The sequence below is a fragment of the Plesiomonas sp. genome (assembly GCF_051650925.1).
Classification (GTDB): Bacteria; Pseudomonadota; Gammaproteobacteria; order Enterobacterales; family CAMTGL01; genus Plesiomonas.
On sequence record NZ_JBOFRH010000187.1, the window covers coordinates 1 to 8,647 of the forward strand.

11 protein-coding genes and 1 tRNA gene are annotated in these 8,647 nt (G+C 48.7%); 5 read left to right on the top strand and 7 right to left on the bottom strand.

Annotated features, from left to right (window positions below):
- The 5 genes from ACRC27_RS04330 to ACRC27_RS04350 all read right to left on the bottom strand — a co-directional run.
- Window positions 1-789 (bottom strand): flagellar hook assembly protein FlgD (locus tag ACRC27_RS04330; RefSeq protein ID WP_438639282.1); only part of this gene is annotated, 789 nt, incomplete at its 3' end.
- Window positions 790-799: 10 nt separating this feature from the next.
- The gene (flgC, locus tag ACRC27_RS04335; protein WP_438621549.1) at window positions 800-1,213 is read right to left on the bottom strand and encodes a flagellar basal body rod protein FlgC; all 414 of its coding nucleotides are present in this window, start codon (window positions 1,211-1,213) and stop codon (window positions 800-802) included.
- Window positions 1,214-1,216: 3 nt separating this feature from the next.
- On the bottom strand, window positions 1,217-1,627 hold the full coding sequence (flgB, locus tag ACRC27_RS04340; protein ID WP_438621548.1) for a flagellar basal body rod protein FlgB: 411 nt from the start codon (window positions 1,625-1,627) through the stop codon (window positions 1,217-1,219).
- A gap of 391 nt (window positions 1,628-2,018) precedes the next feature.
- Window positions 2,019-2,855 carry a CheR family methyltransferase gene (locus ACRC27_RS04345; RefSeq protein ID WP_438621547.1) on the bottom strand — a complete coding sequence of 279 codons (837 nt, stop codon included), beginning with the start codon at window positions 2,853-2,855 and terminating at the stop codon, window positions 2,019-2,021.
- Between the two features lie 3 nt (window positions 2,856-2,858).
- Window positions 2,859-3,800: a chemotaxis protein CheV gene (locus ACRC27_RS04350; protein WP_438621546.1), complete on the bottom strand. Its 942-nt coding sequence runs from the start codon at window positions 3,798-3,800 to the stop codon at window positions 2,859-2,861.
- A gap of 89 nt (window positions 3,801-3,889) precedes the next feature.
- On the opposite strand from ACRC27_RS04350, the gene flgA reads away from it, so the two are divergent.
- The 3 genes from flgA (at window position 3,890) to flgN (ending at window position 5,634) form a co-directional block, all read left to right on the top strand.
- Window positions 3,890-4,633, top strand: coding sequence for a flagellar basal body P-ring formation chaperone FlgA (flgA, locus tag ACRC27_RS04355; protein WP_438621545.1), 744 nt, complete (start codon window positions 3,890-3,892; stop codon window positions 4,631-4,633).
- A 197-nt stretch (window positions 4,634-4,830) separates the two neighbouring features.
- Window positions 4,831-5,178 (top strand): flagellar biosynthesis anti-sigma factor FlgM, encoded by a 348-nt coding sequence (gene flgM / locus ACRC27_RS04360; RefSeq protein ID WP_438621544.1) that lies wholly within the window; start codon window positions 4,831-4,833, stop codon window positions 5,176-5,178.
- Window positions 5,179-5,220: 42 nt separating this feature from the next.
- Window positions 5,221-5,634 (top strand): flagellar export chaperone FlgN, encoded by a 414-nt coding sequence (gene flgN / locus ACRC27_RS04365; RefSeq protein WP_438621543.1) that lies wholly within the window; start codon window positions 5,221-5,223, stop codon window positions 5,632-5,634.
- 147 nt (window positions 5,635-5,781) lie between these two features.
- Here the strand turns inward: flgN and ACRC27_RS04370 are convergent, their stop codons facing one another.
- Window positions 5,782-6,243: an LPP20 family lipoprotein gene (locus ACRC27_RS04370; protein ID WP_438621542.1), complete on the bottom strand. Its 462-nt coding sequence runs from the start codon at window positions 6,241-6,243 to the stop codon at window positions 5,782-5,784.
- Window positions 6,244-6,329: 86 nt separating this feature from the next.
- Entirely contained in the window at window positions 6,330-6,974 is a 645-nt protein-coding gene (locus ACRC27_RS04375; RefSeq protein ID WP_438621541.1) for a FlgO family outer membrane protein, read from the bottom strand.
- A gap of 243 nt (window positions 6,975-7,217) precedes the next feature.
- On the opposite strand from ACRC27_RS04375, the gene ACRC27_RS04380 reads away from it, so the two are divergent.
- Both ACRC27_RS04380 and ACRC27_RS04385 read left to right on the top strand, forming a co-directional pair.
- Window positions 7,218-8,387: a flagella assembly protein FlgT middle domain-containing protein gene (locus tag ACRC27_RS04380; protein WP_438639283.1), complete on the top strand. Its 1,170-nt coding sequence runs from the start codon at window positions 7,218-7,220 to the stop codon at window positions 8,385-8,387.
- A gap of 56 nt (window positions 8,388-8,443) precedes the next feature.
- Window positions 8,444-8,520: transfer RNA gene (locus ACRC27_RS04385), tRNA-Arg, on the top strand.
- The last annotated feature ends 127 nt before the right edge of the window (window positions 8,521-8,647 follow it).

An 8,647-nucleotide genomic window follows, 5' to 3' on the forward strand; every position in this document is an offset into this window, starting at 1 on the left:
TGAACCCCCACTCATTTTTCCCACTTCGAGGATATTGCCGATCGGAATACCGCCCTCAATGCCGTTAACATTAATCAGTGCACCCAGTTCTGATTGCAGCACCACACTGCTGACACGGTGGTAAGTGGCCAACTGGTCAGTAATATCTTTTTGCTCGCCGTCAATTTCGGCGGTTGCCTTCATTTTGTATTTACCGGCTGGCACTTTTTCGCCGCTGTCGTTCGTGCCATCCCAGTCAAACCGCACTACACCGTCTTTTTCACCGTTGATGCCAATGGTCTTAATCAGCTGGCCGTTCTCATCTTCAATACGTACCGACAAATTATTCAGCTTCTCGCCGGTTTTTGAGAAGATAGCCCCGCTCACACCCTTGTCTTCCAGCCAGACATCACTGGTTGGCAGCAACACATCCTGCCCAACCAGTGATGAGGCTTGCAGCGCCTGACCTGAGCCCATAATCTGGTTCATCAGGCTGAACTGATCGGTCATCTTGTTGATGCCATCAATGGTGGAAAATGACGCCATCTGTGACACCATTTGGTCATTACTAACTGGATTAAACGGGTCTTGGAATGACAACTGCTGGGTCAGCAGACGCATGAAATCTTGTTGTGTTAGCGACGATGTTGCCCCACCGGTTGGTGTTTCATCTGGACGGGTATTGGGGGCCTCATCGGTGCTTTTGCTGCGCGAGCTGCTATCGGTTGCACCCGCTTTATTGCTCGTTGGCGCGTTTTGGCGACTGACTTTATCCAGATAACTGGTGGCGCGAACATTCGGATCTATCACGTGTTGCTCCTTACTTGCCCAGATTGAGGGTCTGCATCGCCATCTGTTTGGCGGCATCGGCAATCTGCACATTGGTCTGGTATGAGCGCGACGCTGAGATCATATCGGCCATCTCCTCCATCACATTCACGTTAGGTTTGAAGATGTAGCCATCGGGATTTGCCAGCGGATGATCAGGGCGGTACTCCATGTTCAGCGGCTTTTGACTCTCAATAATGCCGGCCACTGAGACGGGTACGCTTGAGCCGTTGTCCATTGCATCATCCAACATGGCATTAAATATTGGGTGCCGTGCCTTGTAGGTTTCATCGGCTGAACTGCTAACGCTCTGGGCATTCGCCAGATTACTGGCCACGGTATTAAGACGTACTGACTGCGCACTCATCGCCGAGCCGGAAACATCAAACACATTAAACAGACTCATGGATTAATCCCCGCGAATGGCTTTTTTCAAGCCACTGAATTTTCCGCTTAAAAATTGCAACGACGCCTGATACTCAATGCTGTTTTCCATAAACAGATTGCGCTCAACCTGCACATCCACGGTATTGCCATCGCCGCCATCGGGCTGATTGGGAATACGGTAGGCAGTCGTACCTGAGAAGTCAGAGGCGGCAGAAATATGGCGTTCATCTGTCATCGACAGGCTGCTGCGCTGCAGGTTGCTGCTGGCTTGTGTGACGGCCTGATCCAGTGCCTGTGAAAAATCCATATCACGCGCTTTATAGCCGGGGGTATCAGCATTGGCGATATTGCTGGCCAATATCTCGGTGCGCTGGTTACGCAAACCGGGAGTGTACTGGTGTACACCCAATGCTTGATCGAAACTGATTGCCATCTATCTCTCCGCATACATCAGTCGAGGTATATGCAGCAAAGTAAGCAAACTTAGTGCCAGAATGAGCGCCAAAATATCTGTGCTGTTATTTATGCCGCTATTTGTCTGGTTCTTTATTTTGATAGGCCGTGGAATAAACAGGCACGTTTAAATGAAGGAAAGAAAACATCTGAGGATAGTTCAAAAGATCAACAAAAAAATTAGCGCGGTTGGTTTATCAAATACCGGCTCTGTATCCCATAAAAAATACGTTTAAAAGGGATAACGGCCAGACAAAAGCGCAATGCAACACCATGCGCGCAAATAAAAAAACGGGGCTAATTTAGCCCCGCTGTGATTGATCTATCACCACGATTTAAGTGGGTTTATCACTGTATGTGCATATAAATGGCTATTTGAGTTTGTAGATAATGCCAGGCGTACAGCGCACCATCTCAAAACGATCACTTAACCCAGTCATAGACTCTGATGCACCAAGCAGCAAATAACCGCCAGGTTGCAAACAAGCCGCCAGTTGGTTAATGACTTTAGCTTTCATCTCAGCCGAAAAATAGATCAACACATTACGGCAGAAAATAATGTCAAACTTGCCCATAAGGGCATAGCTCTCTTTCAAGTTCAGCGGCTTAAATGAAACCAGATTGCGAACTTTGTTATTCAGTTGCATACGGCCATCAGGCTGGGCTTCAAAAAATTGACGCTTACGCTCTGGTGATAGACCACGACCGAGCGCCAACGCGTCGTAACTGGCCTGACGCGATATTTCAAGCATTTGTGGTGAGATATCGGTTGCGACAATCTGCGCCGGTTGTAGCATCGGCAGCATGCCGGGGCGACGCATCTGAGTTTCAAGCACCGTCATCGCAATCGAGTAAGGCTCTTGCCCCGATGAGCACGCTGCCGACCAGATCCTGACCGGCCGTTTTTGTACGGCAAACTCAGGTAATAAGCGTTCGGCTAAAATATCAAACGGATAGTTATCACGAAACCAGAGGGTTTCGTTGGTGGTCATGGCATCTACTACCGACGTGCGCAGGTCACGATTTATACCGTGCAAGGCCTGTTTTAACAGCTCGGAGAGATGCGTACACCCATAGCGGGGTAACAACGGGGTCAACCGGCTGCGAACCAAATACTGTTTGTTATCGCCCAGCACGATGCCGCACTGTAACTCTAAAAAACGGCTGAACTCTTGGTACTCGTGTTCACTAAAGCTGACTGAATTCATGAATTACTCGGAGGCTAGTTGCAAAAGTGCCTGATTAACGGCATTGGCGAGTTCATCGGGATTGAATTTAGCAATAAAGTTATTTGCACCCACTTTGCTGACCATTGCCTGATTAAATACGCCACTTAATGAGGTATGCAAGATCACATGCAGCGCATTAAATTGTGAATGATGCCTAATTTCGGCAGTTAAAGTATAACCGTCCATCTCAGGCATTTCGATATCTGAAATCACCAATGCGTAGTGATCATATACATTACCTTGGGCGGCCACCTGTTTTAAACGCTCAAGCGCATCACGCCCATCTTTGGCCATTTCGCAATCAAGACCAATACTGGTTAAGGCGCGCTCAATTTGCTTACGGGCGACACTAGAATCATCTACCACCAGTATTTTCTTACCGGCATTTTGCATATTTTTCACTTCATCAGCCGCAGCATCTAAAATAGATTGGCTGATTTGGGTCGGTGCAGGAGAGATCTCATCTAAAATACGTTCAACATCAAGAATTTCGATCAGCTCTTTATCCACTTCGGTCACGGCGGTTAGGTAGTTTATTTTTCCCGCACCTTTTGGTGGCGGTAAAATAGATTCCCAATTCATGTTGATAATGCGCTCTACCGACTGCACCAAAAAACCCTGCACTGAACGGTTATATTCAGAGATAATAATAAAACATTTTTCTGGGTCATCAACCGGCTGCCCGCCAATAGCCAGACTCATATCAATGACCGACAATGTCTGGCCACGAATGTGTGCAATACCTTTGACGATCGGGTTTAAGTTCGGCAACATAGTTAAACGCGGGCATTGTAAAACCTCACGGACTTTAAATACGTTGATGCCATAACGTTGCGAACCCTGTAACTTAAACGTCAACAGCTCTAAACGATTTTGCCCGACCAGTTGTGTCCGTTGGTTTACCGAATCTAAAATCCCCGCCATAACAGGCTACTCCCAGCGATTTTTTATCTGTTTTATCACGCATATCCCCTTGGTATTTTCAGGGTATTTAGCATAACAGGAGACGTTTTGTGTTTTTCTCAACGCCATTACATCAGGCCCTACGCCCTATTAAGCTGCTTATCGGCCTTTATGGGGTATTCTTAAGCATTAATTATGCCAGTGCAGCATCAGTGCCTAACGCAAGTACGGCGCAGCAAAATTTAGGCAGTATCAGTCAGGCTGCCGAAGATTTTGTGATCAGCCAGCTACCGGCCAACAGTGAGTTGCAGCATCAGGTCAAAGCCGCACCGGTAGACCGACGTTTACAGTTTGATGCCTGTGCCTCTGCACTAGTCAGTTCACTGCCCGGTAAGCAAACACTGACTACCAAAGCAACGGTGTTAGTGCGCTGTCCAACCCAAAACTGGCAGGTGTATGTGCCGGTAAAAGTGTTGTCGGTTAGCCCGGTAGTGGTTACAGCACGCGCTATTCGCAGTGATACATTATTGCAAGCTGATGATTTGGTGCTGACTTACAAAGATGTGCGTCAGGCGCATGCACGGATTTTTGACGATACCTCTTTGTTGATTGGTGCTAAAACAATACGTCCGCTAAATGCGGCAGCGCCCATTTCTGCAGCACAAATTTGTCAGGTGTGTAAAGGCGATCGGGTCGTGCTCAAAGCAGGTAAGCCGGGGCTAGCCGTAGTCGCATCAGGCGTGGCTATGGGTAACGGTACAATAGGTGATACGATTCAGATCCGGAATAACCGTTCACAACGGGTGGTTAGTGCCGTAGTAACCAGCGTGGGTGAGGCAGCAGTAACCTATTGATATTAAAAGAGCTGCATAAGTCTGTATCCCAAAAAATAATTTCTCAAGTTCTTGGTTGTGGTGCCGTTACATTATACAAGCGTTGTCGAGGTTGTTTTGTATTGTGGTTTTGAGCATTGCAATATTAGAGAGCATTTAGGCGTCGCCAACACCCAATTAATGCCCATAAGAATGAAGAATAATGTAGGAATAATGCCATGAGCAGCATTGATAAATTCACTTATGCAAATTTAAACTCATCCGCTGCGGGTAAAAGATTGCAGCATACGGTTAATCTGCACAGTGATACGACGGCTACCAGCGGTACACCACAGACCAAGCCAGCAGAAATTAAACCGGAACAGACCAAACCGGCTGCTGACGGGGTAACGCTGACTTCACAGGCGCAAACGCTGGCGCAAATACCAAAACAGGTAAACAATGAAATGCCGTTTGACAGTGCAAAGGTTGAGCGCCTTAAGCTAGCGATTAATTCCGGTGCGTATCAGGTTAATCCTGAAAAACTGGCCGCAAATTTGCTTAAGTTAGAGTCAGGTTCTCACTAAACGTCAGCCAAATAACGTGCTGGCCGATTATAGGATATTTTCATGACGCTGCACGCACTACTGACCCAGCAACAGACAACCTTACAGACACTAGAGCAGTTGATTGACAGTGAGCTCACTGCGCTTACCGAACATCAGGCGGATCTGCTGCTTACGCTCAGTGAGCAAAAAAATGTACTGCTACAAACGGTACAAGAGACCGATCAGCAGATTGCACAGCACGCCGAGCGGGCACAGCTCGATGCGCAAGACGCACTGCTGCTGAGCGTGCGGCAATTATTGCAGTCTTGCCAGACCAAAAATCATCTGCTTGGCGAGATCATGAAAGAGGCGCGCATTAGCCTTAGCCGTTTGGCAAACCAGCTGATGGCCGTGCGCGGTAAAGAGATGATGACCTACAATGCCGACGGTAAAACGCTCAATACCTCAACCCTTGGGAATAATGTGAAGGTGTAAACAGGCCGATTGTTGCCTTGCTGAACAGTATTCACCATTACATATTCACCTTTCAGTATTCATACCAATCTACAGCATAACGGTAACGATGATCCGTACTGGGATCCTATGTCGAAAAACATAGGGTGTTCTGACGGTATAAGCACGTTAAAACGTCGCGCTGCGGGCAGGCACTAAGATGACCTGCTCTTTTTTCTCAACCACTGCTTTTGGCGCGCTAGCAACGGCTGGCAATTTTTTGACGTTATTCAGGTCAAGGCGCAGTTCGGTGACATAGTTATCCCCCACCGGATAGCTGCGTACCACTTGCGCACCGCGCACCCAACCAGCCGCCTGTGTTTGTATTCCGGCATCACGCAATGAGCCCGATGACAACACTTGGGTATGGCTGCTGATTTTCAGCCCGTAGAGCTGTTCGGTCATTTCGCGGTACGCATCAAGACGTGAAGCTCGCATCGCTTGTAATTGGCGCTCTTGTGCAGTTTTGCCCGGCTGTACGGCTATCGGGGCATATCCCACGGCATTCAGGATCTGGCTGCTGCTGTTTGGAGCACAGCCCAGTAATGCCGTACACACCACCAGTGCTAAACTGATTTTCAACTTGCGCATGTGTTATTCCTGTTTTTTATCCGTATATTTTCCGCTTGTACGGCCAATATCGATATTAATCACGCGATGATGTTATGGTAATGATGTTATGGCGCAATGATGATACTCGGTGCGTTAAAGGTATTGTCACCTCGCACTATCATGCCATCACGGATCTGCACTTTATTGCTGTTACCGATACTGCGCCCTAACCTGTCTGCCGGTAAAAACCCCTGTGCAGTGGCGATCACTACCCGATCACTAAAACGGATAATCCGCGCATTGATCTGGACGCCTGAGCCTTGGCGCAGCATGGTCCCCGTTAGGACGTTATCGACTTGATAGGCTTTTTGCAGATCTCGCCAGTTGCGGCTGAGGGCAAAATCACCCTGCGGTGTTACCCGGATCTGGCCGGTCGTTTTATAATCGAGCACGGTCAATCCGCGTTGTTGCAACTGGTAGATAAAGGAGTCAGCCATCAAGTTGCCCAGCCAGTTGGTCTGATCCATCTGCTGTAAATCAACGAATGAGGCCACTGCCACAGAGCCACCGCCAACCAGATTTTTATTGGATGCCACCAGCTGACGGGCCATTGCATCTACAAAGTAGTCCAGACTGTGGCGCGGTAGCACCTCTACATGGTTTTTATCCATGACATACGGCTGTTCTGCCGAGGGCTGATGTCCGGCACACCCACTCAGTAGCAGTGCAGATACCAGACCGGCAACCCATGATGTTTTTAGCTGATTCACGTTATGCGCCTTCTGTCACTCTCTCTGGTTCTTATATCGTCTGCCCATGTAAAAACTTGAGCAACTCTCTGATTGCCAGTAGTACCGGCGGAACGGTAATTGCATAGTTCCGGTAATGACTCACGTCATCGTATAAATCATGACTCGAGTGCAGAGGCTACCGAGATATCCTTCGGCTCTGCGCCATAACCGTTATCTGCGACGGCTATCGTCGCCACTGTTAGGATTATTCAGGTATCACCGATGAGAGCTGTATCCCGCCGAATTCCGTTGTATGCGGCCAGCCTACTGGCCACCAGTCTGTTTACAAGCAACCTTTATGCCGCTTGGTATCAGACCAGTGTCAGTATTCCGGCACAGGCGGGAGATGAGTCACAGTTACGTACACTGGCGCTGATGGATGCCAGCGGGCAGTTGCTCGGTTATACCGGTGTCTCAATGAACTACCAGACCCCACTGGTTACCTCGCTCAGTGCGCTGGCCAACGGTGATACACAGGTAAGCTATGCAGCAGGCAGCCCGATCCGCAGCGCCACGATTGTGAGTACTTCCACACAACAGGGCCGCTATACTCTGACTTTGCGGGCAGACATCACGCCAGATCAAAAAATGTGCCGCAGACTCAGTTACAGTAAACCGATGTCAGTGTATCGTTTTGCAATGGATGATCTGACGCAGGCCTCTACCGGTGCGATTTTTAATTTAGATACTGATTATCCCACAGTACTTGAGCGCCAACTTCGCCAAGCGTTACAAGGGTTGCAAGTGCGCAGTTATCAGAACACGCATATTCCAGCCGATGCCTCAGGCAACTGGTTAGCCGCAGTGGGTGAGCAGCAACAGGTGCAGTATTTGTTAACGGGGCAGCTTGTTGATCTGACCCCAATACCCCAGACCGGTTTAAGCCAGTATTTTTCGGCCAGCGTTATGCAGCGTAACTTTGCGGTCAATATTCAGGTTTTTGACAGCTACAACGGTGAGCAAGTTTTCCAGCAACTATACCGCACCGAGGCACAGTGGCCATTTGAACGCACAGCGCGCATTGATACGCGCAGTGCCAACTTTTGGCAATCCGCTTATGGTTATGCCATTCGTTTACAGACCGATCAGATAGCACAAGATTTAGATACGCAACTCGGGTGCAGCAGCACGCAGGCTCGTATCAGTGCGATTAATGGTACACGCCTGACGATTAATATCGGCGCGCGTAACGGTGTACGTAAGGGCGATACGTTAAAATTGCTGCACACCACCGAGTTCATCGACCAGCAAGGTCAGGTGCAAGAGATGTTCACACCGAGCACTGTTCGGCTCACCGTGACACAGGTCTACCCAACCCATGCAATACTTAGCAGCCGAGGCTTAAGTGCCGGTTCTACCGTGCAAGTGGGTGATTTAGTGACTAAATCATAGGCAAACGGTATTTAAAGGCTTAAAAAACGCGGATTAATCAGTATAATGGCGCGGTTGCCCCCGTAGCTCAGATGGATAGAGCGTCCCCCTCCTAAGGGGAAGGCCACTGGTTCGAATCCAGTCGGGAGCACCATTAAAATCAATGAGTTAGGTAAACACGGCCTCGTAAAAATCCATTTATCTCACTCCATACCCCTCTCTGTACCCCTCTAATGCAGCGCACTGCAATCCACTTAGCGGGTTCTGCTATCTTTGAGCAC